This is a genomic window from Magnetospirillum sp. SS-4, assembly GCF_902729425.1.
GTDB lineage: Bacteria > Pseudomonadota > Alphaproteobacteria > Rhodospirillales > Magnetospirillaceae > Phaeospirillum.
In genome coordinates, this window is sequence record NZ_CACVCH010000092.1 from 67,613 (window position 1) to 92,059 (window position 24,447).

Genomic DNA, 24,447 nt, shown 5'->3' on the forward strand with positions numbered 1-24,447 from the left:
GGTGCCAATATCGGCATTCCGATGGGGCGGGATACATGGCGGCAGATGACAGACGCGAAGCGTAAGGCGAAATTCGAAAGCAAGGTCGCGGAATTGCTGGCGGTGACTTCCGGGCTGTCGGTGATGCACATCTTCATGTTGCGCCGCATGACCCAGGCCGATCCCGAAACCAGTTCCTGGGCCAACGAGCGCGAATTGGGGGTGGTGTTCGACACCATTCTGGACCGTGCCATCGCCGGCATGGACGTGGACGAACTGGGCGCCGCCGCCGACCGTCATTTCGACCCGCTGCTGCCGCCCGGCGATGAGGAAATCCGCGACAAGGAACGCTGGCAGCTGTTCGACGTCACCAAGAAATATCTGGGCCGGCGCAAGCCGGTCGAGGTGGTGGAGACGCCGCCGCCGGTTGACGAGGACGCCGGCGAGGAACCGATCGCCTTCGACAACTTCAACCAGCTGTTCGACGAGACCATCGCCCGCTATACCCGCCGCTCGCTGCTGTCCCTGGTGGTCGGCCCCAATCACGGCACGCTACGGCCCCACATTCCGGTTCCCTTCATCTCGGCCCCCGGTTTCGCCGCCCGCTATGAGGAACTGCTGCGCCGATTCGTGCTGCCCGACATCCGCGCCACCAAGCGCATCAAGGAACTGAAGGACAGCCGGCATTGGGACGAGACCGGCAGCAACCGGCTGCTGGGCATGATCCAGGCGGGGGGATCGAGCAATCCCATCCTCGACACCTGGGACGCCCGTTGGGCGGCCTATCGCTCGGAGGGCATCGGCACCAAGCACAAGAAGGGCGAAAACCCCTGGGACGTGTTCGTCGAGGCGGCCAAGGCCGGCAATTACGAACCGCCCACCATCAAGGATATTCCGCTGCTGCATTCGGTGGTCCGCTGGGAACCTGAATCGCTGCTGGAGGCCTGGCGCGAGGTCGCCCTGCTGTATCAGCAGGAATTCCACGCCAAGACCCGCCACGAACAGGCCCGCGAGGGCGCGGTGCGCGACTGCATCGTTCGTCATATTCGGGAATTGCCCAAGCGGGCCGGCGACATGGTCGCCATCAAGGCGTTCTTCGAATTGCCCAAATGCGACCGCCTGTTCCTGCGCAAGCTGATGCAGACGGTGGGGGGAACCGACGTCGAACGCAACCGGATCGCTCCCGGCCTGGTCCAGTTCTACAACAACCTGCCGCCGTGAGGTCGGCGGGGCGACCTGCCTACTCCGCCGGCTTGGCCGACTTGGCCTCTTCCTCGGCCGCCCAGACCGAGTGGTGCTCGCGCGCCCAGTTCAGATCGACGTGGCCGGTGGTGACGGCGGTGCTGGCCCCTTCCATGCCGATGGTGCCGATATAGATGTGGCCCAGGATGAACAGCACCATCACCACCGCCAGACCGGCGTGAATCAGGTGCATGAGCTGCATGCCGGCCAGATCGGCGAAGGTGAAGGGGAACAGCAGGCTGATGCCGGTGGAGGCCACCAGGGTTCCCACCACGATCACCATCCAGAACTGGGTCTTCTGGCCGAAATTGAACTTGGCGGCCGGCGGGTGGTCGCCTTTCCTCAGCAGGCCGCCGCCATGGGCGATCCAGCCGCCGTCATAGCGATCCCACAGGTTGTCCCTGGCCCACAGCACGAAGATCATGGCCATGCCGGCGATGAAGACGAAGCCGCCGATATTGTGCAGCCACTTGCCGGCCCAGGTCAGCCACGCGAACAGCGCCTTGCCGAGAACCGGTTCCAGCAGCCAGCGGCCGAACAGCATGTTGAGGCCGGTCAGCCCCAATACGATGAATGAGCCGGCGGTCAGCCAGTGGCCCATGCGCTCGATCCTGGTGAAGCGCAGGATGGTCTTGCCCGACGGACCGCCGTCGATGCGGATCTTGCCGCGGATCAGGTAGAAGGCGGCGATGGCCAGGGTGACACCCACCAGGGCGAGACCGGCATACCACGCCAGCACGCCGTTGCGGGCGGAGCGCCACGCCTCGCCCTCGGACTGGATCAACTGGCCGCGCTGGTCCGGCTGGCCGGCGATGAAGCCGGCCTCGCCCTGGCGGATCGCCCGCCAGGTATCGGTGGTGATCACCTGATCCGAGCCGGCCGAGGTGGTGACGGCTCCGTCATTGGTGGCCGCTGCCGCCGGAACGCTCCAGCAGGCCAGGGTGACCAGCAGGGCGGCGAGGAGTGTGGTCCAGCGCATGGCGTTCCTCCACCTCAGAATTTCTGGCCGGCGATGCGGCCGGACGCGGCGGCGTCGCCGGTGGGCATGACCGCCGCGTCCGCCGATACCATGACCTTGCCCGCCCCCTCGGCCTGGGGCGCCACGCGCTGGCGCAGGGCCTCGCGGGTGGCGTCGGAAACGGCCTGATCGGCTGTCGTTCCGGCATAGCCGCCCTTGTCCAGGCGGACGGCACGGGCGCGCTCCTCGGCGACGCAGCCGGAAAGCAGGACAAGTCCCAGGATGGCGGCGACGGCGCCTCCTCCGTTGCTCATGGCCTTACTCCTTCGCGCCGGCGCCTTTCCGTTCGCGGGTCCGTTCCTGGTCGCGATAGGCGTGGCCCCAGCCGGCGGCGCCCGATCCGAAGCCGCGCGCCATCACCCGTTCGCGGTAGATGGTCGACACCATGTCGCCATCGCCGGCCAGCAGTGCCTTGGTGGCGCACATCTCGGCGCAGAGCGGCAGCTTGCCCTCGGCGATGCGGTTGCGGCCGTACTTCTCCAATTCCGCCTTGGAATTGTCGGCCTCGGGACCTCCGGCGCAGAAGGTGCATTTGTCCATCTTGCCGCGGCCGCCGAAATTGGAGGTCGAGGGGTATTGCGGCGCTCCGAACGGACAGGCGTACAGGCAATAGCCGCAGCCGATGCACAGATCCTTGTTGTGCAGCACGATGCCGTCGCCGGTCTGGTAGAAGCAGTCCACCGGACAGACGGCCATGCATGGGGCGTCCGAGCAGTGCATGCAGGCCACCGACAGTGACCGCTGTCCCGGCTTGCCGTCGTTCAGGGTGACGACGCGGCGGCGGTTGATGCCCCACGGCACCTCGTGCTCGTTCTTGCAGGCGGTGACGCAGCCGCTGCAATGGATGCAGCGTTCGGCGTCGCAGAGGAATTTCATGCGGGCCATGGTCTTACGCCTTTTCAATGCGGCAAAGGGTGGTCTTGGTTTCCTGCATGGCGGTCACCGCGTCGTAGCCGTAGGTCTGGGCGGTGTTGGTGCTCTCGCCCAGAACGATGGGGTCGGCGCCCTCGGGGTATTTCGACCTGAGGTCCTTGCCCTGGAAACGGCCGCCGAAGTGGAACGGCATGAAGGCGACGCCACGGCCGACCCGTTCGGTGACCTTGGCCTTGACCTTGACCTTGCCGCCCTCGGGGCCGAACACCCAGCAATCCTCGCCGGGGCGGATGCCGGCATTGTTGGCGTCGAAGGGATTGACCTCGACGAACATGTCGGGCTGCAACTCGGCCAGCCACGGATTGGACCGGGTCTCGTCGCCGCCGCCCTCGAACTCCACCAGGCGTCCCGAGGTCAGGATGATGGGGAAGTCCTTGGAGACGTCCTTGTCCTGGATCGACTTGTAGAGGAAGGGCAGCCGCATCATCTTCTTGTCGGCGTAGGTGGGATATTTCTCGACCAGATCGCGGCGCGGCGTGTACAGCGGTTCGCGGTGGATGGGAACCGGGTCGGGGAAGTTCCACACCACGGCGCGGGCCTTGCCGTTGCCGAACGGGGCGATGCCGTGCTTGACGGCGACGCGCTGGATGCCGCCCGACATGTCGATGGTCCAGGCGACGCCATCGGGATTGTCGCCGCCGATCTTGCGGATCATCGCCAGTTCCTCGGGCGTGAAGTCGCCCTCGAAGCCCAGCTTCTTCAGCATGCCGAAGGTGATTCCGGGATGCCCCGACGGCAGTTCCGAGCCCATGGGGAACGAATCGACCGCCAGCAGGCTCTCGCCCTTGTATTCGGGGAACAGGGCGCGGAAGTTGAGGCCGCCGTCCTTCACATGCTTGGATGTGTCGTACAGGTTGGGAGTGCCGGGATGCTTGGCGCCGGCATTGCCCCAGCATGGCCACGGCAGGCCGTAGTAATCGCCGTCGCACGGCCCGCCGACGGCGCGCAGCGTGGTCTTGTCGAAGGTGTGCTGGTTGGCCATGTGCAGCTTCAGCCGCTCGGGGCTTTGCCCGGTATAGGCGATGGTCCAGGCGCCGAGGTTGATTTCGCGCAGGATGTCCTCGGGCAACGGGTCCGTGCCGTTGACCTTGATGTTCTTGAACAATTCGGCGGCATAGCCGAATTTCCGGGCGAACAGGTACATGATCTCGTGGTCGGACTTGCACTCGAACATGGGCTTGATCACCCGCTCGCTCCACTGGATCGACCGGTTCGACGCGGTGCGCGAGCCGTCCACCTCGAACTGGGTGGCGGCCGGCAGCAGATAGACGCCGTCGGTGCGGTCGTGCAGCACCGCCGAGACGGTGGGGTAGGGGTCGATGATCACCAGGGTGTCCAGCTTTTCCATCGCCTTCTTCAACTCGGGCTGGCGGACCTGGGAATTGGGGGCGTGGCCCCAGTAGATCATGGCCTTGATGGTGTCGGGCTGGGCGACGTTCTCCTTGGCCTCGTTGACGCCGTCATACCAGCGCGATACCGGGATGCCGGGCGCCTCCATCAGCTCGGGCGTCTTGAAGCGGGCCTTGACCCATTCGTAATCCAGCCCCCATACCCGCGACCAGTGCTTCCAGGCCGGGGCGGCGAGGCCGTAATAGGCGGGCAGGGTGGCGACGTCGAGCCCCATGTCGGTGGCGCCCTGGACGTTGTCGTGGCCGCGGAAGATGTTGGTGCCGCCGCCGGCTACGCCCATGTTGCCCAGCGCCAGTTGCAAGATGCAGTAGGCGCGGACGTTGTTGTTGCCCACCGTGTGCTGGGTGCCGCCCATGCACCACACCACCGTGCCGGGACGGTTGTTGGCGAGAAGCTGGGCGACGCGCTTGACCTGGGCGCCGGGAACGCCGGTGACGCGCTCGGTTTCCTCCGGCGTCCACTTGGCGACCTCGGCCCTGGCCTGATCCATGCCCCAGACGCGGGTCCGGATGAATTCCTTGTCCTCCCAGCCGTTCTCGAAGATGTGCCACAGGATGCCCCAGATCAGCGGCACGTCGGTGCCCGACCGCATGCGGACGAATTCGTCCGCGTGGGCGGCGGTGCGGGTGAAGCGGGGATCGCAGACGATCAGCGGCGCCTTGTTCTGCTCCTTCGCCTTCAAGATGTGCAGCATGGCGACCGGATGGGCCTCGGCTGCGTTGGAGCCGATGAAGAACATCGCCTTGGAATTGTGGATGTCGTTGTAGGAATTGGTCATGGCGCCGTAGCCCCAGGTCTGGGCGACGCCGGCGACGGTGGTGGAATGGCAGATGCGGGCCTGATGGTCGACGTTGTTGGTGCCCCACAGGGCGGCGAACTTGCGCAGCAGGTAGGCCTGCTCGTTCGAGAACTTGGCCGAGCCCAGCCAGTAGACGGAATCGGGGCCGGATGTCTCGCGGATCTTGAGGAGGCGGTCGCCGACCTCGTCGATGGCCTGCTGCCAGCTGATGCGCTTGTACTTGCCGCCTTCCAGCTTCATGGGATATTTCAGCCGGCGGTCGCCGTGGGCGTGCTCGCGCACCGCCGCGCCCTTGGCGCAATGGCCGCCCAGGTTCAGCGGGCTGTCGAAGGCCGGTTCCTGCCCGACCCAGACGCCGTTGACCACTTCGGCGTTGACGGTGCAGCCGACCGAGCAGTGGGTGCAGATCGAACGCTTGATCTCGGCCTTGGGGTCCGAGGGGGCGGGGGCCGCCCCGGCCTTGCGCACCGTGCCGGCCGACATGCCGGCGGCCAGGGCGCCGCCGCCGACGGCCAGGCCCGAGCGCTTGAGAAAGGCGCGACGATCAACGGCGCCGCCGGCCACCGAGGCCAGGGTCTCCGAAAGGCGGCTTTGCGAAGCCTGGCCCTCACGCTTCTTGATCAGCATGGCGAATTCTCCGGTTCTCAGAAGCCGGCGGCCTCGTAGGCGCGGCGGACATGGTCGGTTTCGCGGTAGCCGGCCTCCTGGCGGGGGGCGGCCGGCGTCTGGGCGTCGGCCGTGGCGGCGCCGATGCCGGCGGCGGCGGCCGCTCCGGCTCCGGCGGTCAGGCCGAGGCCGCGCAGGAAGCCGCGGCGGTCGAGGTTGGATGCGTCGGATCGTTCGGTCATCGGAGACTCCATGGTCAATCCAGCATGGCGAAGGCCTGGGTTTCGATATCGACAAACACGCGCCCGACCGCGCCCACCGCCCGGTAGAACCTGGCGGAATCGGCCTTTTCCAGATCGAGGAGGAAGCGAGGCAGCCACGATCCCAGATGGGCGTCGAAAAAATCCTTTTGCGCGGCGAGGGGTAGTGGCTCGCCGAACAGGCCGGTGATGAGGCCCTGCATCATTTCCAGCAGCGAGGCGGCGTGATCCTCGGGCTCGGAAATGCCCGGCGAGGGCTCGATTCCCAACCGCGCCATGGCGTCGCGCAGCTCGGCCAGCGGCTTTTCATGCAGGAAGCCGGTCAGGTACCAGGAGGCGAACGGCGTCAGTTCGCCGCCGGTGACGCCGATGAACAGGGCGTCGTATTCGTCGGACACCATGGCGGGGTCGGCCTCGGCGGCGGCCCTGGCCAGCCCGCCCAGGGCGAGGCCCAGCGGCGTGGAATCCGGCGTCATGGCGGCCAGCCGGGCCAGCAGTTCCGGGGAAGGCGGCGCCACCAGCAGCGAGGCGAGCAGGCCATAGAAACGGGCCCGCAGAAAATCTTCCTCGGCAACGGTGTCGTGAGCGGACAACGCCTGCATTGTGTCTCCCGTCGGTTCGGGTCTGTCGCCGAATCCTTGGCCGCGCTGGGGCGGCGGCGAGACAATCATCCTCTCATTGGTCTGACCAGTCAAGTCTGACAGAGTACTGATGGTCCAATGGATAAGTCGGTGGCAAGTTGCCTTATGCTGCCATGCAATATTATATTATCAAAAACCAGCAATTAACTTTAATGTGTTTTTATTTCTGAATTTTACGATTGCGACGAATTAAATGCATAATCTTGCAGGAGGCGGACTGGCGCTAGCTGCCCCTGACGATATCGACGGGATTGAGGCGCGAGGCGCGGCGCGCCGGCACCCAGGCCGCCAGGGTGGCCGAGACGATGGCCATGGCGGCGCTGATGATGTAGTGGCGCGGCGTGCGGTAGAGGATGAACCCCTGGGCCTTGACGAATCCCTCCATCTCGAAATCCAGCGAAGCCATGAATTCGATCAGCCCCCAGCCCATGGCCCAGCCGATCAGGGTGCCGATCAGGCCGACGATCAGTCCTTCCATGACGAAGATGCGCCGGACGTCCTTGTCGCGAAATCCCATGGATTTCAGGATGCCGATATCCCGGGTCTTCTCGAACACCACGGTGGAGATGACATTGAAGATGCCGAAGCAGGCGACGATCAGGATGGCGCTGACCGTTGAATACATGATGGCGTTCTGGATGACGAAGATGCCCAGCACGTTGCGCGACTGCTCCTGCCACGGTTCGGAGCGGTAGCCGAACTGGCGCTCGATCAGGGCGGCCAGCGGCGCCGCCTGCTCGACGTCGTCCAGGCGGATATTGATGCGGTTGATGACGTTGGGGCGGTTTTGCAGCACCTGCGCCTTCTTCAGCAGGACATAGGTGTCGAAATTGTCGATCAGGGTGATGCCGCTGGAGAAGATTCCCACCACCTTCATCTTGAGCACCACGCCGGCCGGCGACACCGCCGAGATCAGGTCGCCCTGGCGAATGCCGCCCTTCTTGGCGACACCGTCGCCGATGATGATGGCGTTCGAGGTGGTGTAGAGCGAATCCAGGGTGCCCGACAGCAAGTCCTTCTCGATATGGGTCACCTTGCGCTCGCGCACCGGGTCGATGCCGGTGACGTTGACCGACAGGTCCTTGTTGCCGAAACGCAGCAGCAGGTTGCCCGACAGCACCGGGGCGACGTGGATTCCGTCCATTTCCTCCAGGGTGGCCAGCATGTTGCGGGCCCCCCTGATGCCTCGGGTCTCGGTCCTGGGCTTGATGCCGGCCAGCGCCACCGCACCGTCCCCGAACACCCGCTCCACCGGCTGCCGGGGGGCGGTGCGGACCTCGTCCTTGACGATGACATGGGGCTGGACGTCGATGATGCGGGCGATGAAGTCGCGCTGGAACCCCTGCATCATGGCCGATATGCCGATGAAGAACGCCACGCCCAGCGATACGCCCAGCAGCGACACCAGCGTCTGGCGGCGGCGGTGCAGCAGATGCTGAACCGCGATGTCGAGACCGAGCGGCAGGGCCATGCCGGGTCTCTCCTTATTTCGGCCGGACGCGGTCGCCGACCTTGAGCCCGGCCGGTGGCGCCGCGATAATCATCCGGCCGGCGGCAAGCCCGTCGGACACTTCGACCATGGTCCGGCCGCGAATGCCGGTCCTGACCGGGATCGCCGCCACCGTCCCGTCTTCCGCCGTCAGCACCATGCCGTCCAGCAGGGCGCTGGCCGGCACCAGCAGGGCGTCGGCCGTCTCGCGGGTGATGATGTTGATCTCGGCGGTCATGCCCACCAGCAGCGGCGTGTCGTCGGGCAGCGCCACCCGGACCCGGAAGGTCTTGTTGATGGGATCGCCCTTGGGGGTGATGCGGTCCACCCTGGCCTCCAGCACCCGGTCCGTGAAGGCGTCGGCCTTGATCAGCACCGTCTGGCCGACCCGGACGCGGGCGATGTCTTCTTCGTCCACCTCGGCGGTGACGCGCAGCGGCCGGGGCGCTCCGACCCAGAACAGCACGTCCTTCATTTCGGCCAGTTCGCCGATCTCGCCGTCGCGGCGCAGCACCACGCCGTCCAGGGGCGAGGTCACCACTAGGTCGGTGCGGCGCTGGCGCGCCGCGCTGATGGCGGCGATAACCTGATTGTACTCGCTCCTGGATTTCTCCTCCGCCTCCTTGCTGCGGATGCCGCGTTCGGCCAGGGCGCGGGAACGGTTCACTTCCTCGCGCCAATAGGCGGCCTTGGCCTCCAGCTCCGAGATCTTGGCGCGGGCCTCGCGGTCGTCGAGCCGGGCCAGTGGCTGTCCCTCCCTGACGCTGTCGCCCTCAAAGGCGAGAATCTCGGCGATGCGCCCCGGCACCACCGGCGCGATCCTGGCCCATTTCTCCGCCTCGACCGTGCCGGTGGCGTAGATGGCTTCCACCGCCGGTCCCTGGCGGACGGCGACCATGACGACCTCGGTGGCGCCGTTGGCCCGCCACAGCCACGCTCCGCCGCCGGCCAGGGCGAGAACCGCCACGATCAGGGGGAGGCGGGCAACAAGGCGGTTCACGGGACCGGTCACCGCGCCGACAGCAGGACGAGCAACAGAACGGTGGCGGCGATGAAGGCGCCGATCAGCAGGGGTGAACGGCGGTGGCTGGGGGTGATGGACGATTGGGAATCCTGCGGGGGGCGGCTATCGGAATCGGACATGGTCGGAGGCTCCGGTTTCTGGTCTTGGTCCACTAGTGGTCCGATCCTTTCGGAAGGTGAATCGGCCCGCAACGTATTGAGATGGCGCTCTGATTCACCATGCAGATCGTTCGCGGGGGGTGAACCATCCGTGTGGATCAGAGTGCCAGGAGGCGGAAAACGGCTATTCGACGGGCGGCATCATATGGTCTCCAGCATCTCTTCCACCGTATCCCAGGCACGGTTCAACTCGGCCTCGGTGGTGCAGTAGGGCGGCAGCAGGTAGAGCACGTTGCCCAGTGGCCGCAGCAGCAGGCCGCGCGCCAGGAATTCCCGCTTCAGCCGGGCGCCGATTGCGGCGCCATAGCCCTCGTCGCCACCGGTGACGTCGAGGGCGGCGATGGTACCACACAACCGCGTCCGGGCCACGTTGCGGCGCGGGCGGAGACGGTCCAGCCGGGCGCGGTGCAGCGTCTCGATGGCCTGAATGCGCGGCAGGCAGTCGGGAGCCTGCAACAGGTCGAGTGAGGCGAGGCCGGCGGCACAGCCCAGCGGATTGGCGGTGTAGGAATGGCCGTGCAGAAATGCGCGCGTCAGGTCCGGGCCTAGGAATTCGGCGTAGATGGCCTCGCGCGCCACCGTCATGGACAGCGGCAGGAAGCCGCCGGTCAGCCCCTTGGACAGGCAGACCAGATCGGGGGTGATGCCGGCCTTGACGCAGGCGAACACCGCGCCGGTGCGGCCGAAGCCGGTCATGATCTCGTCGGCGATCAGCAAGGACTCGTTGCCGCGCACCCGTTCCTCCAGCGCTCTGAGGAATTGCGGGCGGCACATGCGCATGCCGGCGGCGCCCTGGATCAGGGGCTCGATGATCACCGCCGCCACATGGTCGGGATGGCTGGCGAAGATCAGGTCCAGCGCTTCCAGCGCCTCCCGTTCCTTGGTGTCGACGTCGGGATCGTCGTCCCAGGTGGCGGGAAACGGCACCGTCTTGACCGGAAACAGCATTTCCCGCCATGCCTCGAAATATCCCGAGGACTGGCCGGCCGACATGGCCCCCACCGTATCGCCGTGATAGCCGCCCTCGAAGGCGACGATAATGCCGCGATGCTGTCCCCGGTTGCGCCAGTACTGGTGTGCCAGCTTCAGCGCAACCTCGACGGCGGTGGAGCCGTCGTCGGAATAGAACACCCGGTCGAGGTCGCCGGGCAACAGGCTGGTCACCCGCTGGGCCAGCCGCGCCGCCGGTTCGTGGGTGAAGTCGGCGAAGATCACCTGTTCCAGCCGCATGGCCTGATCGGCGATGGCCTGGGCGATGGCGGGGTGGCCGTGACCGTGCAGGTTCACCCACCACGACGACACCATATCCAGGTATTCGCGGCCGTCGGCGCCGTAGATGGTCGCCCCCCGGCCGCCCAGGGCCAGGATGGGCGGGCTGGCGGTGGCGGCCTGGGTGAAGGGGTGCCACACATGGCGGGCGTCAAGCTCGCGAAGCTGGTCGTAGGACAGGGTCATGGCTCATCCAGGACAGGAGAAGGCGGGGGGCGGCAGGCTGGCCAGCACCGATTGGGTCAGCGCCGGCAGCGGCTGGATCTCGGCCAGGACCGGGGCGCCGCCGAAATGCTCTATGGCCTGGCGGTTGGCGGGATTGCGCTGGCCGTTCATCACCACGCCCAGCACCGGCACATGGCGGCGGCGCAGGATTTCCAGGGTCATCAGGGTATGGTTGATGGTGCCGAGGCCGCTGCGCGCCACCACCACCGCCGACAGGCGCAGCCGGGCCATCAGGTCGACCATCAGCGCCAGTTCGTTGATGGGCACCATCACGCCGCCGGCCCCTTCCACCACCAGCGGCGTCTGGGTCGCCGGCGGTTCCAGGGCGGACAGGTCGATGCGCGTCCGTTCGCGCCGGGCGGCCTCGTGCGGCGACAGCGGCGCCTGAAGCAGGATCGCCGGTGGATGAATCACGGCCAGTGGGGCGAGACGCGCCACCGTGTCGGAATCGCTGTCCTCGGCGGCGCCGGTCTGGATCGGCTTCCAATAATCGGCGCGCCAGTTGAGGGCCAGCCAGGCCGCCACCAGGGTCTTGCCCACGCCGGTATCGGTACCGGTGACGAACACGCCCCTCACCTTCCGTTTCCTTTCTTGGTCATGGACAGGATCAGAACCTCCCAGGTGATGGAACACGGCCGTCCCAGCGACGCCATGATGCGCCGCAGGGTTCCGGCCGGCAACGGCCGATGGCCCGGGCGGGGCGTGCCGGCCCCCACCGCGTCGAGCGAGCGCAGGAAGGCCCTGGCGTCGGCGTGGGTGATGGCGAAGCGCTCGGACTCGACCGTTGCCCCCGCAAGCATGGCGGCCAGTCGGCCGGCGTCGGGATAGTCGGCCACGCCGGAGCGCAGCCCGAGGGCGGCATGGGCGGCGCGCCATTCGGCGAAGGTGCCGGCCCCCAGGGTGGCGATCAGCAGGGTTCCTCCCGGTCGCAGCATTGCGGCCAGCCGCGCCAGGGTGGCGGGCAGGTCGGCGAACCATTGCGCCGCCAGGGACGAGGCGATCAGGTCGAACGGCCCGCCGGCCGGCTCCGGCGCTTCGGCGTCCAGCACGACGAAGCCGAGGCGGGGGTCGCCGAGGCCGGCCCGCGCCCGCTCGACCATCCTGGGGCTGAGATCGGTGGCGAGCAGGCGGGCCTGGGCGTCCAGGCGCTCCAGCAGGCGGCGGGTGAACAGGCCGGTACCGCAGCCCAGCTCCAGTATCCGCCCCTCCAGGGGTGGCCCGGGCAGCCGTCCGGCCAGCAGATCGGCGGCGTGAATCTGGGCCAGGGCGGCGGTGTCGTAGGTTCCGGCCGCGGCCGAGAACGCCGCCCCGATCCGCTGCTTGCGCCGGCTCATGGAGCGACCCTGGCGGTCAGCAGGCGCAGGCAGGACGCCACCCAATCGGGATGGGTCAGCGGCAGCAGGTGGCCGCCGCCTTCGGCCAGAACCAGTTCACCCGGCAGGAAACTGGCCAGGCTCATGACTTCGGGAACGATGGGGTCATTGCGGCCGGCCAGGGCCATGCGCGGACATCCCAGCATCATCAGGCTGGTGCGTTCGTCGCACTTGCCCAGCCAGGCCAGCGCTTCGGCCAGGGGGGCCGGATCGATGCCCGAGGTGTCGGGCTCGAACACGCCGCAACGGCCAAGGAATTCGGCAGCGACGCCGTGCGGATCGGATTCGAACCGGCTTAGCATCCGCTCGACCATGCGGGGCGCCACCCCCTCGATGAAATGCTGGGCGCGGGTGAAGCGGGCGAAGGAATTCACCGCCAGCAATCCGGACCATGGCCGGGGAATGTTGGCCAGGGCCCAGGGCAGGCCCATGGAATGGGTCACCACCAGCGGCCGCGACATCCGCGGCACCCGGCGCTCGCCATAAAATCCCATATCGACGCAATCGGCGTCGAAATCGGGCAGGCGCAGCAGCAATTCGCCCCAGAAAGCCGGCGCGAAGCCCCAGCCATGCACCAGCAGCAGTCCCGGCCTGGTCATGGATTGGCCTCCACCGCCTCCAGCACCGCCTGGACCAGCAGGTCGATGTCGGCGGCGGAATGGGCGGCCGACAGGGCGAAGCGGATGCGGCTGGTTCCCGGCGGCACCGTCGGCGGCCGGATGGCGACGCCGAGGATGCCGCGATCCTCCAGCGCCCGCGCCACCGCCAGGGTGCGGCGTTCATCGCCCAGGATCAGCGGCACGATCTGGGTGGCGGAGCGGCCGGTGTCCAGGCCGTGGGCCTGTAGGCGCTTGCGCAGTCCCGTCGCCATCAGTTGCAGGCGGGTGCGTTCGGCCATCATGGTCGGCACCAGGTCGATGGCGGCGTCGATGGCGCCCAGCACCGACGGCGGCAGGGCGGTGGCGTAGACCAGACCCGACGCCCGGTTGATCAGGTAGTGGCGCAACGGCGCCGGGCAGGCCACATAGGCGCCGAAACCGCCCAACCCCTTGGAAAAGGTTCCCATGGCGATGTCGATTCCATGGCCGGGGGTGAGGCCGAAGCCGGTTTCCCCCAGAACGCCGGTGGCATGGGCTTCGTCGAGATAGAGCATGGCGTTCCAGCGTCTGGCCAGCGCCGCCAGCGCCGCCACGTCGGTAGCGTCGCCATCCATGCTGAACACCGTTTCGCTGACGATGACGCGCGGCCCCTTGCGCCCGGCATTGCCTTTCAGCAGGGATTCCAGGTGATCAAGGTCGTCGTGGCGATAGCGCAGGACGCGGCCGCCGGCCAGTTTCAGGCCGGCATGCAGGCTGGCGTGGATCAGCCGGTCGGCCAGGACCACCGGCTCGTCCCCCCACAAATCCCGGTCCAGCAGGGCCGGCAGCACGGAGGCGTTGCATTGCCAGCCGCTGGACAGCACCAGCGCCGCCTCCGCCTGCTTGGCGCGGGCGATCTTGCCCTCGATGGCGGCCAGGGCGATGGAATGGCCGGTGACCAGTTGCGAGGCGCCGCTGCCGGCGCCGAATTCCCGCGCCCAGCGCGCCGCCCGCTCGACCACCACCGGATGGCGGGACAGCCCCAGATAGTCGTTGGAGGAGAAGTTGATCAGCTCGTGCCCATGGATGCGCACCCGCCCGCCCGGCAGGTGCTCCAGCGGACGCAGGCAGCGGCGGCGCCCGGCCTGATCCAGGCCGGCCAGAAAGCGTTCAACGGTGTCGTTCAGTCCGTCCATCTCGGCTTCGTCATAGAGGGTTTTCGCTCCTGTTGCAAAGAGGCGTTGCGCGGCACTACATTGCCGACCCCCGAATGCATCAAAAGGGATCGGCCCGTGACGGCTCAGGCAGTGAAGATGGCGGCGAGCGACCAGGAACTTCGCCACGATTGGACCCAGGACGAGGTCGAGGCGCTGTTCGCGCTTCCCTTCAACGACCTGCTGTTCCGGTCCCACACCATCCACCGCGCCAACTTCGATCCCAACCGGATACAGGTGTCGCGGCTGATCTCCATCAAGACCGGCGCCTGCCCCGAGGATTGCTCGTACTGCCCGCAAAGCGCCCACTACGCCAGCGGCCTGGAAAAGGAAAAGCTGCTGGCGGTCGAGGAAGTGGTCGCCGCCGCCGCCAAGGCCAAGGAGGACGGGGCGAGCCGTTTCTGCATGGGCGCCGCCTGGCGCGGCCCCAAGGGCGATGATTTCGAGGTCGCCGTCGCCATGATCGAGGGGGTCAAGGCGCTGGGCATGGAGACCTGCGCCACCTTCGGCCTGCTGGACAAGTGGCAGGCGAGCCGCCTGAAGGACGCCGGCCTCGACTACTACAACCACAACATCGACACCAGCCCCGAGCACTATCCCGAGGTCATCTCCACCCGGACCTTCCAGGATCGTCTCGATACCCTGGAGGTGGTGCGCGACGTCGGCCTGCATGTCTGTTCCGGCGGCATCATCGGCCTGGGCGAGGGCCGCACCGACCGCGCCAGGATGCTGATGACGCTCGCCAACATGCCCAAGCATCCCGACAGCGTTCCCATCAACCTGTTGATTCCCATCCAGGGAACGCCGCTGGCCGATTCGCCCCGCCCCGATTCCTTCGACTTCATCCGCACCATCGCGGTGGCCCGCATCATCATGCCCAGATCGTTCGTCCGCCTGTCGGCCGGCCGCGAGGGCATGAGCGAGGAGATGCAGGCGCTCTGCTTCTTCGCCGGCGCCAATTCGGTGTTCTGCGGCGAAAAGCTGCTGACCGCCAGGAACGCCGCCCCCAACCAGGACAAGAGCCTGTTCGGCCGCCTTGGCCTGTCGCCCATGTGAGCCTGCGGGCGGGGCGACGATGGCCGGCCCTGAAAAGACGGCTGGCGCTTGCCCCTTTACCGATGCTAGGTTTCGCGGCGTCGGAGGGTGATCCCTCCCAGCTTGGCCGGATTGATACCAGAGAGATGCTTCATAAGGCTGCCCGAGCACCCTGGACGCCCTTTTCCGCCGCCGGTGGCTGGCGGCTGCTGGCGTCCCTGCTGTGCGTGCTGGCCCTGGCGGTCAACCTGCTGGGCGCGGTGGCCTATGCCGAATCGGTTCGTGCCGCCGCCGCCGGCGGTCTTGGCTTTATCGACGCCTCCATCTGCCATTCCGGCCCCGAGGCTCCCGCCGGTCCCGCCGCCGAGCCGCGCCTGAAATGTCCGCTCTGCCAGGTTTCCAGCGCCGGTCTCCACGTTTCCGCCAAGGCGTCGCCGCCGGTTCCCGTCGTGCTGTCGGCGGTGCCGGCCATCCTGCCGGTCACGGTGGACGAGGCGGTTCCGCCTCATCCCCTGGCCGCCCGTCCCGACCCGCGAGGTCCTCCCTCTTCCGTGTAACGCCGTCATGGCCGGATTCCGGCCGATAGTCCGTTTCACGCAAGAGGATATACCGATGCCTTTCATTCAATACGGCGGCCGCGCGCGGCTGCTGGCCGGGTGCTGCGCCATGGCGCTGCTGCCCGCCGCCGCGTCCCAGGCCTGGGCCGACGAGCAGGCCGTCCAGATGCACGAGATGACCGTCACCGGCACTCGCGAGGGCGAGTTGAGGTCGGAAACCCCGGCGGCGGTCACCGTCATCGGCAAGGACACCATCGCCGAGACCAAGCCGGCCCACCCCATGGAGATGATGACCCGGGTGCCGGGCGCCGCCATCATGGTGACCAACGGCGAAGGCCACACCACCGGCATCCGCCATCCCATCGGCACCGCGCCGGTCTATCTGTTCATGGAGGACGGCATCCCGACGCGGGCGCCCGGATTCTTCAATCATAACGCCCTGTTCGAGGTCAACCTGCCCCAGGCCGGCGGCATCGAGATCGTGCGCGGCCCCGGTTCCGCCCTCCAGGGGTCGGACGCCATCGGCGCGGTGTTCAACGTGTTGACCAACGCGCCGTCGGACAAGCCCGAGGCCAGGGTCACCGCCGAGACCGGGTCCTATGCCTGGAACCGCCTGCTGGCCACCGCCAGCAACACCTGGGGCAATATCGGCGCTCGCGGCGACCTCAACGTCACCCACACCGACGGCTGGCGCGACCATACCGGCTATGACCGGCAAAGCGCCACGTTGCGGGTCGACGGCTGGCTGCCCAACGGCGCCAGCCTGAAGGGGATCGTCACCGGGTCCAACGTCGAGATGCAGACCGGCGCCAATGCCCGTCTCCACAAGAGCGACTACGAGAACAACCCCACCAACAACTACCACTCCATCGGTTACCGCAATGTGCAGTCCATGCGGGCCTCGCTGGCTTACGAGCAGGAAATCGGCGCCTCGCTGATCAGCCTGACCCCCTATGTCCGCTCCAACCGCATGGAAATGAATCCGTCGTTCCAGTTGTCAAGCGACCCGGTCATCTCGCTGACCGGCCACGATTCCATCGGATTGCAAGCCAAGTACCGTCGCGATTTCGATCCGTGGCGCACCCGTCTGATCGTCGGCACCGATTTCGACTACAGCCACGGCATCCATGTCGAGGATCGCATCATGCCGTTCAAGAACGGCGAATACTTCACCGGCTACAGCACCACCGGCAAGATCTACAACTACACCGTCGACTACACCCAGATTTCGCCCTACATCCATGCCGAGACCTCGCCCATCGCCAGGCTGCGGCTGGAAGGCGGCCTGCGCTTCGACATCATCAGCTTCGACTACGACAACCATATGCAATCGGGATCGTTCAGCACCCGGGTCAGCAGCACCACCACCCGGACCTTCTATCGTCCCGAGGACGACACCCGCTATTTCAGCCATCTCAGTCCCAGCCTGGGCGCCACCTATTCCATCGTGCCCGAGGCCAATGTGTTCGGCCGCTACAAGCATTCGTTCCGCACGCCCGGCGAAAGCGACATGTTCCGTTCGGGCCGCGACCCCAATTCGACCCAGTTGAAGCCGGTGACGGTCAACACCTACGAGATCGGCGTCAAGGGACCGGACAAGGGGCCGTTCAGCTACGAGATCAGCACCTATTACATGCTGAAGCAGAACGACATCCTGTCCACCACCGCCACCGACGGCACTCCCCGTCAGTCCAACAACGGCAAGACGCTGCATCGCGGCATCGAACTGGCGGCCGGCTGGCAGGTCCTGCCGGAATGGCATGTCGGCGGCAACACCTCGTATTCCAAGCATACCTACCGGCGCTGGTTCACCGCCGCCTCGACCTCGTACAGCGGCAACGAGATTCCCACCGCGCCCAACGTGGTCAGCAACGCCCAGATCACCTGGACGCCCAAATTCGTTCCGGGTCTCAGGGCGGAGGCGGAATGGACCCGCATCGGGCCGTACAAGATGAATGACGCCAACACCCATACCTATGAGGGCCATCACCTGTTCAACCTGCGCGCCTCGTACAAGGTGACCGACGGGCTGGAGGTGTTCGGGCGCGTCATGAACATCGCCGACACCCGCTGGGCCACCGTCGCCCAGTACGGCAGCAGGGAGGAATTCGCCCCCGGCCTGCCGCGCACCTTCTACGGCGGCCTGACCGCGAGGTTCTGACCATGACCATCATCCGTCCGTTCCTGATTGTTTTGCTGGCGCTGGCCAGCGCCCCCGCCGGGGCGCAGCACCGGCACGACGCTCCGGCACCTCCGGCCTGTCCCCCGGGCGAAACCGGCCTCGCCTGCGCCAAGCAGGCCAGTCCGGTCTTTCTTGGCGATGGTACCCTGGTGCTGGTCTGGTCGGCGGGCGGGCGGGTGATGGTGGCCCGCTCCACCGATCGGGGCGCCAGCCTCGGCCCCGCGGTCGCGGTCAACGCCGCCGTCGAAGCCATCGACGAATCCGGCGACGCCCGCCCCGCCATCGCCGCCGACAGCCGGGGCCGGGTGTTCGTCGCCTATGCCCTGCGCAAGGAGGTCGCGTTCAGCGGCACCGTGATGCTGAGCCGGTCGGATGATGGCGGGCTGGGCTTCGCTCCGCCCCGCAAGGTCGCCTCGGACCCCACCAGCCAGCGCTTTCCCGTCCTGGGGGTGGGGGAATCTGACCGGCTCTACCTGGCCTGGATCGACAAGCGCGGCCTGGCGGCGGCCAAGGCGGCGGGGCAGTCCTATCGCGGGGCCGCGCTGGCGATGGCGTGGTCCGACGATGGCGGCGACAGCTTCGTCTTCGAGGGGGCCGCCCAGCATTCCTCGTGCGAATGCTGCCGCATCGCCATGGCCATCGACCGCCACGGCAGGCCGGTTCTGGTCTGGCGCCACCTGTTCGCCCCCAATATCCGCGACCATGCGGTGATGAGCTTCACCGGCCGGGACAGTCCCGGCCCGTTGCGGCGGTTGTCCGAGGACGACTGGCGCATCGACGCCTGTCCCCATCACGGTCCGGCGCTGGCGGTGGCGGCCGACGGTTCCGCCCATGCCGCGTGGTATACCGCCGGCGGCAATCGCAAGGGGCTGTTCCTGGCTCGCGCCGCCTCGGCCGAATCCCAATTCGGCGAGCCTCGCCCCATCGGCCGCGCCGACCGGTCGCCGTCCCATCCCCAGCTGCTGGCCCTGGGCGCCCGTCTCCATCTAGCCTGGCGGGAGTTCGACGGCGAAGTCTCGCGGGTCATGGCGCAGCATTCCGACGATGCCGGCGTCAGCTGGAGCCCGCCGCGCGAGATCGCCGCCACGCGGAACAATTCCGACCGGCCGGTTCTGGTCTCGGACGGGCGGCGGGCGTTCCTGTCGTGGCTCACCCGGGCCGAGGGCTGGCGGCTGACGGCGCTGGAGCCGGCGCCATGACCCGGCTGGCGGCGCTGATTCTCGCCCTGATGCTGGCGGCCGTCCCGGCCGCCGCCGAGACCCGCCCCTTCGTCAAGGGATCGTGGTCGGCCATGGTTCAGGCTCATGCCGGTCGGCCGCTGGTGGTGCATTTCTGGTCGCTGACCTGCGCTCCCTGTCTGGCGGAATTGCCGGTGTGGCGGGAACTGCGCCGGCGTCATCCCGAGATGACGCTGGTGATGGTCGCCACCGATTCCATCGAGGACACCGCCCGGCTGGAACGGACCTTGGCCCGCGCCGGCCTGTCGGACGTGGCAAGCTGGGCCTTCGCCGACGATTTCGTCCAGCGCCTGCGCTTCGAGGTCGACGGGACCTGGCAGGGCGAGCTGCCCATGACCCGCCTGATCGACCGTCATGGCGACGGCCGGACCCTGGTCGGCTCGCTGACGCCTTCGGTTCTGGCGGATTGGCTGGGGCGCCAGGGTGGAGGCCGCCCATGAGCGCCACCGAAATCTGGCGGGCTCTACCCTGTTCCACCCCGTCCGACATGAACCGGGGCATGATGGTGGCCCTGGTCCTGCATGGGCTGGTGGCGGCCGCCCTGGTCACCTGGCCGGTGGCGGCGCCGTCGCTGGAGGAAAGCCGGACCGTCGAGGTGGTGTTCGCCGCGCCCGAGCCGCCGCCCCCGCCGCCGCCGGTCCCGGAACCGGCCCGCGTCGAACCGCCGCCGCCCGACATCCGGCCTCCGGCCCCGATTCCGGCCGCAGCGCCTCCCCGGCCGGTTCGGGCGGCTGCTCCCAGGCCGTCTCCCGCTCTCCCGGCCGCATCCGTTCCGGCGGAGGCCGCCGTCCCGGCCGAGGCCGTCGCTTCCGTCGAGAACACCGCGCCCCCGGCCGCCGCCGCTCCGGCCGCGGTCGCCTCGGCGGCCCCTCGGACGCCGCCGCTGGCGCTGGAAACGCCGCGTCCCCTTTATCCGCGCATGGCGCGTCAGCGGGGGTGGGAAGGGCTGGTGCTTCTGGTGGTCGAGGTCAACGAACTGGGCTGTGTCGACACGGTCGCGGTCAAGCGGGGGTCGGGCCACGCCATCTTGGATGATTCGGCGGTCGAGGCGGTGCGCCGCTGGCACTTCCGCCCGGCCCGCAAGGATGGCCGCGACACCGTCGCCTCGGTCGAGATTCCCATTCGCTTCTCGCTGACGGAATCCTGAGGCCGACCCGATACCCGACGAACCGGCGTCGTCGGGCATCGGCGCAAGTCTCCCCCGGCATCGAAACCTTGAGCGGGGGAGGGGGGCTTGCCGGCCCCGCTACGCCTTGGGGCGCTTGTCGATGACGCGCTTGGCCTTGCCCATGGACCGTTCGATGGCGTTGGGGGGCAGGACCGAGACCTTGGTGCTGATGCCGATATAACTCTTGATGTGGTGGGTCAGATCCTTGGCGGCGGTGGCGGCGGCGTCATCGCTGTAGGGCTGGTCGGACCGCATTTCCACATTCACCGCCACCGAGTCCAGGTGCCCGTCGCGGGTCACTTCCAACTGGTAATGGGGGGCGAGGCGGAAATCCTTCAGGATCAGCTCCTCGATCTGGGTCGGGAACACGTTGACGCCGCGGATGATCAGCATGTCGTCGGATCGGCCGGTGATCTTGCCCATGCGGCGCATGGAACGCGCCGTGCCCGGCATCAGCTGGGTCAGGTCGCGGGTGCGGTAGCGGATGATGGGCAGCGCTTCCTTGGACAGGCTGGTGAACACCAGTTCGCCCATGGAGCCGTCGGGCAGCACCTCGCCGGTATGGGGGTCGATGATCTCGGGATAGAAGTGGTCTTCCCAGATGTGCAGGCCGTCCTTGGTCTCGACGCATTCGCAGGCGACGCCGGGGCCGATCACCTCGGACAGGCCGTAGATGTCCACCGCCTCGATCCCCATGCGGGCCTCGATTTCCTCGCGCATGGCGCCGGTCCACGGCTCGGCCCCGAAGATGCCCACCTCCAGCGAGCAGGTCCTGGTGTCGACCCCCAGGCGGTCCATCTCGTCGGCGATGGCCAGCATGTAGCTGGGCGTCACCATGATCAGTTCGGGCCGGAAGTCCTGGATCAGCTGAATCTGCTTCTCGGTCTGGCCGCCCGACATGGGGATCACGGCGCAGCCCAGGCGCTCGGCGCCGTAATGGGCGCCCAGGCCGCCGGTGAACAGGCCGTAGCCGTACGAGATGTGGCACTTGTCCTTGCGCCGCCCGCCGGCGGCGCGGATCGAGCGGGCCATGACGTCGGCCCACATGTTGATGTCGTTCTGGGTATAGCCGACCACGGTGGGCTTGCCGGTGGTGCCGGACGAGGCGTGAACGCGGACTACGTCGTCCATGGGCACCGCGAACATGCCGAAGGGATAGGTGTCGCGCAGGTCCGACTTGGTGGTGAAGGGGAACCTGGCGAGGTCCTTCAGGTCCTTGAAGTCGTCGGGATGGACGCCCTTGTCCTGGCACTTCTTCCGGTAGTGCTCGACATTGTTGTAAGCGTGGGTCAGCGACCACTTCATGCGGCTGGTTTGCAGCGCGGCGATCTCGTCCCGGCTGGCGTACTCGATCGGATCGAGCAGGTCCTTGGACGGGGGAAGACGGCGACTGGCGGAATTGGACATGGGGTTCCTCCCGAAGGGGCGAGACCCTCTGACGGGGCCTTCGCCGGACAAGATTACGGTTGCTTCTACACGCTCTCGATGACCATGGCGATGCCCTGGCCGACGCCGATGCACATGGAGGCCAGGGCGCGCTTGGCTCCGGTCTGGCGCAATTGGAAGGCGGCGGTGGCGATCAGCCGCGCCCCGGTCATGCCCAGCGGATGGCCCAGCGCGATGGCGCCGCCATTGGGGTTGACGCGGGAATCGTCGTCGGCGAGGCCAAGCTGGCGGGTGCAGGCCAGCGCCTGGGCGGCGAAGGCCTCGTTGAACTCGATCACGTCCATGTCGGCTATGGTCAGGCCGAGACGGTCGAGCAGCTTGCGGCTGGCGGGAACCGGCCCGATGCCCATGATGCGCGGCGGCACCCCGGCGGTGGCCATGCCGACGACGCGGGCCATGGGGGTCAGTCCCTGCTTTTCGGCCATCTGGCGTGACGCCAGCAGCACCGAGCAGGCGCCGTCGTTGACGCCGCTGGCGTTGCCGGCGGTGATGGAGCCGCCGGCGCGGAACGGCGCCTTCAGCTTGGCCAGCGCCTCGATGGTGGTGGCGCGGGGGTGTTCATCCCTGTCGACCACCGTCACCTCGCCCTTGCGGCCGGGAATCTCGACCGGGGCGATTTCCTGGGCGAGACGGCCGTTGGCCTGGGCGGCCGAGGCCTTGGCCTGGCTGGCCAGGGCGAAGCGGTCCTGATCCTCGCGCGAGATGTTGAACTCGGCGGCGACGTTTTCGGCGGTCTCGGGCATCGAATCAATGCCGTACTGCTTTTCGATCCGGGCGTTGACGAAGCGCCAGCCGATGGTGGTGTCGTAGATGCGGGCGTCGCGGGAAAAGGCGGAATCGCCCTTGGGGATGACGAAGGGGGCCCGGCTCATGCTTTCGACGCCGCCGGCGATCATCATGCCGGCCTCGCCGGTCATGATGGCGCGGGCGGCGTAGCCCACCGCGTCCATGCCCGAGCCGCACAGGCGGTTCAAGGTGGTGGCCCCGACCTCGATGGGCAGGCCGGCCAGCAGCACCGCCATGCGGGCGACGTTGCGGTTGTCCTCGCCGGCCTGGTTGGCGCAGCCGTAGACCAGCTCGTCCAGCAGGTTCCAGTCCAGGCCGGCATGGCGGGCCATCAGCGCCTTGATGGGGTGGGCGGCAAGGTCGTCGGTGCGCACGCCCGAGAGGACGCCGCCGTAGCGGCCGACGGGGGTGCGGACGGCATCACAGATCAGCGCTTCGAACATCATTCGCTTCCTTCGACGAGATGGCCGGAAATGGTCCGGGACTGGCCGCGAAACAGCGCCACCACGGTTCCATCCTGGTTGGTGACGGTGCAGTCGTAGATGCCGCTGCGGCCCTGGCGCAGAACCTCGCGGCATTCGGCGGTGAGGTGGTCGCCCGTCCTGGCGGCGGCGGGATAGCTGATGGAGCAGGATTGCGCCACCGACAGGCGGTTATGGGAATTGCAGGCGTGGGCGAAGGCGGTGTCGGCGAGGGTGTAGCTGAGACCGCCGTGGCAGATGCCGGCGCCGTTCAGCATGTCGGGCCTGACCGTCATGGACAGGCGGGCGAAGCCGGGAGCGATCTGATCCACGGAAATTCCAAGAAGGCGTGCAGCCGTATCGCGTTCGCCGATGGCGACGGACACGCGCTCCGCCAGAAGCTGGGACTTTGCTTGGTCTGTCATCTCTGTCTTCGCACCTCAATTAGGTATTGTAATACCGAATTGAGGTGCGGGCCGTCAATCTCCGCATTGCGACAGGGGGGCGTGCGATCAGCCCTTGTTGGCGGCGCTGCGGCGGGCGGCATCCATCAGCTGCTTCAGGGTGGCCTGGTCGAGGGCGCTGGAAATGATGCGGTCGCCGATGATGAAGGTGGGGGTGCCGCTGATTTCCAGGGACCGCGCCAGATCGGAGATCTTCTTGATCTGGCGGTCGATGTCGGCGCCGTTGATATCCTTCTTCAACTGCTCCACGTTCAGTCCGGCCTCGCCGGCCAGGCGGAAGATGGCCTTCTCGTCGAGGCGGCCGCGGAACTTCATGAAGGCGCGGTGGACGTCCTCGTACTTGGCCTGTCCCTGGGCCTTGGCCACCAGGGCGACGCGGGCGGCGACGATGGAATCCGGCCCCAGGATGGGCAGTTCCTTCAGCACCACCTTGACCTTGCCGTCGGCCTTCACCGCCTCCTGCACGGAATCATAGGCCTGCTTGCAGAAACCGCAATTGTAGTCGAAGAACTCGACGATGGTGAGGTCGCCCTTGGGGTTGCCGATGACCGGGTCGTCGGGGCTCTTGAAGATCTCGTCCTTGCGGGCTTCCATCATCTTGCGGGCATCGGATTCGGCCTGGGCGCGCATCTTCTCGCGCAATGCCTCCAGCGCCTCGCCCAGCACCTCGGGGTGTTCCATGAGGTATTCGCGGACGACCTTCTTGACCGCCTCGGCCTGCTTGGGCGTCAGGGCGGCATCCTGAGCGGCGGCGGGAACGGCGCTGAACGCGATGCCCAGGGCGACGGCGAGGGCGGCGAGAGTTTTGGCGATCATCTGCTGGGGCGACCTTCTGACCATGACATGGTGCCGGCATATTGGCCGAACCGGCGACCGGGGGCAAGAGGACAGG

General features: G+C 67.4%; 25 protein-coding genes. 7 read left to right on the plus strand and 18 right to left on the minus strand.

All coding sequences use genetic code 11. The features are described 5' to 3' along the window. The first annotated feature begins 45 nt into the window (after positions 1–45). Positions 46–1,200, plus strand: a complete 1,155-nt coding sequence (locus MTBSS4_RS16465; protein WP_173984490.1) for a hypothetical protein — start codon at positions 46–48, stop codon at positions 1,198–1,200. Positions 1,201–1,219: 19 nt separating this feature from the next. Here MTBSS4_RS16465 and MTBSS4_RS16470 read toward each other — a convergent pair whose 3' ends face one another. The 14 genes from MTBSS4_RS16470 to MTBSS4_RS16530 form a co-directional block, all read right to left on the minus strand. After that, positions 1,220–2,200 (minus strand): formate dehydrogenase subunit gamma, encoded by a 981-nt coding sequence (locus MTBSS4_RS16470; protein ID WP_173984491.1) that lies wholly within the window; start codon positions 2,198–2,200, stop codon positions 1,220–1,222. A gap of 14 nt (positions 2,201–2,214) precedes the next feature. Further along, positions 2,215–2,493 (minus strand): hypothetical protein, encoded by a 279-nt coding sequence (locus tag MTBSS4_RS16475; RefSeq protein ID WP_173984492.1) that lies wholly within the window; start codon positions 2,491–2,493, stop codon positions 2,215–2,217. 4 nt (positions 2,494–2,497) lie between these two features. Next, a complete protein-coding gene (fdh3B, locus tag MTBSS4_RS16480; RefSeq protein ID WP_173984493.1) occupies positions 2,498–3,124 on the minus strand; it encodes a formate dehydrogenase FDH3 subunit beta in 627 nt (208 codons plus the stop codon). 4 nt (positions 3,125–3,128) lie between these two features. Next, complete coding sequence (locus MTBSS4_RS16485; RefSeq protein WP_173984494.1) at positions 3,129–6,008, minus strand: formate dehydrogenase subunit alpha; 2,880 nt, start codon at positions 6,006–6,008, stop codon at positions 3,129–3,131. Positions 6,009–6,025: 17 nt separating this feature from the next. Next, entirely contained in the window at positions 6,026–6,229 is a 204-nt protein-coding gene (locus MTBSS4_RS16490; RefSeq protein ID WP_254432609.1) for a hypothetical protein, read from the minus strand. Positions 6,230–6,243: 14 nt separating this feature from the next. Continuing rightward, complete coding sequence (locus MTBSS4_RS16495) at positions 6,244–6,849, minus strand: molecular chaperone (protein WP_173984496.1); 606 nt, start codon at positions 6,847–6,849, stop codon at positions 6,244–6,246. Between the two features lie 262 nt (positions 6,850–7,111). After that, positions 7,112–8,359, minus strand: coding sequence for an ABC transporter permease (locus MTBSS4_RS16500; RefSeq protein WP_173984497.1), 1,248 nt, complete (start codon positions 8,357–8,359; stop codon positions 7,112–7,114). 13 nt (positions 8,360–8,372) lie between these two features. Beyond that, positions 8,373–9,377 (minus strand): efflux RND transporter periplasmic adaptor subunit, encoded by a 1,005-nt coding sequence (locus MTBSS4_RS16505; RefSeq protein ID WP_173984498.1) that lies wholly within the window; start codon positions 9,375–9,377, stop codon positions 8,373–8,375. An 8-nt stretch (positions 9,378–9,385) separates the two neighbouring features. Continuing rightward, positions 9,386–9,520, minus strand: coding sequence for a hypothetical protein (locus tag MTBSS4_RS22655; protein ID WP_256367420.1), 135 nt, complete (start codon positions 9,518–9,520; stop codon positions 9,386–9,388). 180 nt (positions 9,521–9,700) lie between these two features. Then, the gene (bioA, locus tag MTBSS4_RS16510; protein WP_173984499.1) at positions 9,701–11,014 is read right to left on the minus strand and encodes an adenosylmethionine--8-amino-7-oxononanoate transaminase; all 1,314 of its coding nucleotides are present in this window, start codon (positions 11,012–11,014) and stop codon (positions 9,701–9,703) included. 3 nt (positions 11,015–11,017) lie between these two features. Beyond that, positions 11,018–11,629 carry a dethiobiotin synthase gene (gene bioD, locus MTBSS4_RS16515; RefSeq protein ID WP_173984500.1) on the minus strand — a complete coding sequence of 204 codons (612 nt, stop codon included), beginning with the start codon at positions 11,627–11,629 and terminating at the stop codon, positions 11,018–11,020. After that, on the minus strand, positions 11,626–12,387 hold the full coding sequence (locus MTBSS4_RS16520) for a methyltransferase domain-containing protein (RefSeq protein ID WP_173984501.1): 762 nt from the start codon (positions 12,385–12,387) through the stop codon (positions 11,626–11,628). The genes bioD and MTBSS4_RS16520 overlap by 4 nt, the downstream gene beginning before the upstream one ends. Further along, entirely contained in the window at positions 12,384–13,025 is a 642-nt protein-coding gene (locus MTBSS4_RS16525; protein WP_173984502.1) for an alpha/beta hydrolase, read from the minus strand. The genes MTBSS4_RS16520 and MTBSS4_RS16525 overlap by 4 nt, the downstream gene beginning before the upstream one ends. Further along, the gene (locus tag MTBSS4_RS16530) at positions 13,022–14,200 is read right to left on the minus strand and encodes an aminotransferase class I/II-fold pyridoxal phosphate-dependent enzyme (protein ID WP_173984503.1); all 1,179 of its coding nucleotides are present in this window, start codon (positions 14,198–14,200) and stop codon (positions 13,022–13,024) included. The genes MTBSS4_RS16525 and MTBSS4_RS16530 overlap by 4 nt, the downstream gene beginning before the upstream one ends. Before the next feature lie 117 nt (positions 14,201–14,317). Here MTBSS4_RS16530 and bioB point away from each other — a divergent pair, with 117 nt between their 5' ends. The 6 genes from bioB (at position 14,318) to MTBSS4_RS16560 (ending at position 20,377) form a co-directional block, all read left to right on the plus strand. Continuing rightward, the gene (gene bioB, locus MTBSS4_RS16535; protein ID WP_173984605.1) at positions 14,318–15,274 is read left to right on the plus strand and encodes a biotin synthase BioB; all 957 of its coding nucleotides are present in this window, start codon (positions 14,318–14,320) and stop codon (positions 15,272–15,274) included. A gap of 125 nt (positions 15,275–15,399) precedes the next feature. Next, positions 15,400–15,810, plus strand: coding sequence for a DUF2946 family protein (locus MTBSS4_RS16540; RefSeq protein WP_173984504.1), 411 nt, complete (start codon positions 15,400–15,402; stop codon positions 15,808–15,810). A gap of 55 nt (positions 15,811–15,865) precedes the next feature. Then, entirely contained in the window at positions 15,866–17,971 is a 2,106-nt protein-coding gene (locus MTBSS4_RS16545) for a TonB-dependent receptor (RefSeq protein WP_173984505.1), read from the plus strand. Positions 17,972–17,973: 2 nt separating this feature from the next. Then, a complete protein-coding gene (locus MTBSS4_RS16550; protein ID WP_173984506.1) occupies positions 17,974–19,191 on the plus strand; it encodes a sialidase family protein in 1,218 nt (405 codons plus the stop codon). After that, a complete protein-coding gene (locus MTBSS4_RS16555) occupies positions 19,188–19,670 on the plus strand; it encodes a TlpA family protein disulfide reductase (RefSeq protein ID WP_173984507.1) in 483 nt (160 codons plus the stop codon). The genes MTBSS4_RS16550 and MTBSS4_RS16555 overlap by 4 nt, the downstream gene beginning before the upstream one ends. Beyond that, positions 19,667–20,377, plus strand: coding sequence for an energy transducer TonB (locus tag MTBSS4_RS16560; protein ID WP_173984508.1), 711 nt, complete (start codon positions 19,667–19,669; stop codon positions 20,375–20,377). The genes MTBSS4_RS16555 and MTBSS4_RS16560 overlap by 4 nt, the downstream gene beginning before the upstream one ends. A 99-nt stretch (positions 20,378–20,476) precedes the next feature. On the opposite strand, the gene paaK is transcribed toward MTBSS4_RS16560, so the two are convergent. The 4 genes from paaK to MTBSS4_RS16580 all read right to left on the minus strand — a co-directional run bounded on the left by paaK (position 20,477) and on the right by MTBSS4_RS16580 (position 24,371). Continuing rightward, on the minus strand, positions 20,477–21,805 hold the full coding sequence (gene paaK, locus MTBSS4_RS16565) for a phenylacetate--CoA ligase PaaK (RefSeq protein ID WP_173984509.1): 1,329 nt from the start codon (positions 21,803–21,805) through the stop codon (positions 20,477–20,479). A gap of 65 nt (positions 21,806–21,870) precedes the next feature. Further along, positions 21,871–23,073 carry a 3-oxoadipyl-CoA thiolase gene (gene pcaF / locus MTBSS4_RS16570; protein WP_173984606.1) on the minus strand — a complete coding sequence of 401 codons (1,203 nt, stop codon included), beginning with the start codon at positions 23,071–23,073 and terminating at the stop codon, positions 21,871–21,873. Beyond that, positions 23,073–23,516 carry a hydroxyphenylacetyl-CoA thioesterase PaaI gene (gene paaI, locus MTBSS4_RS16575; RefSeq protein WP_173984510.1) on the minus strand — a complete coding sequence of 148 codons (444 nt, stop codon included), beginning with the start codon at positions 23,514–23,516 and terminating at the stop codon, positions 23,073–23,075. Before paaI ends, pcaF begins: the two co-directional genes overlap by 1 nt. Before the next feature lie 87 nt (positions 23,517–23,603). Next, a complete protein-coding gene (locus MTBSS4_RS16580; protein WP_173984511.1) occupies positions 23,604–24,371 on the minus strand; it encodes a DsbA family protein in 768 nt (255 codons plus the stop codon). Between the last annotated feature and the right edge of the window lie 76 nt (positions 24,372–24,447).